The organism is Acidisoma sp. S159, assembly GCF_009766125.1.
Classification (GTDB): Bacteria; Pseudomonadota; Alphaproteobacteria; order Acetobacterales; family Acetobacteraceae; genus Acidisoma.
On the sequence record NZ_LMUG01000063.1, the window covers coordinates 60,416 to 61,066 of the forward strand.

The 651-nt window shown below is 59.0% G+C and carries 1 protein-coding gene; it reads left to right on the forward strand.

From position 1 onward, the window contains the following. Positions 1-402: 402 nt before the first annotated feature. On the forward strand, positions 403-651 hold a 249-nt coding region (locus GSQ92_RS30390), incomplete at its 3' end, for a hypothetical protein (RefSeq protein ID WP_216856911.1).

Consider the following 651-nt stretch of genomic DNA (forward strand, 5'->3'; position numbering starts at 1 on the left):
CGGTGAAAGCTTGTGCGGGAAGGTGGATGCGACGGGTAATGCAGTAGCTCCGCCGAAGCGGAGGGGCAGCAGAGACATAGCGACGAAAGCTCCGGAGCTCAAATGGACGACTGAAATGAGGCGATAACGTTATGAAAATATCAGCCACGCGCAGAAGGCACCAGACCCGGTTAAACGCGAATTTGCATTCTTGCGGATGAGACTGTTCTGCATTCGACCAGGCGCCGACACATGACGCGAATTCGCCCTTCTCTTCGTCGGTTTCCTCTACAGCGCGAAGTGCTTGCCCTCGCTGTGACGGTCCGTCTACCCCAACACTCCGAGCGAGCGCGGCTAACCATTGATGTCCAATCGGCGGCGTGGCACGAAAAGGACGCTCAATGATCGACGAGTAGGAGGAACATGGCGACGACGACCAAGGCGTGGGAGCTGGTCCACGAGCAACATACGCCGATCAAACAGGCGGCGAGACGACTTGGGGTTCGAGTCTGTGAGCTCTACGAGCTGTTGGAAAAGGAGAAGGCCGAGCGCGACAATGCGAACCACCGAGCCGTCGCTCTTCTTTCGGCTGTGGTCGCTCCTCGAACTGCTCCGCCTGCTCAGGACGGCGATGTTAGAGCGCGCGCCGAGCGGCTCCTGGATGACGGTCTC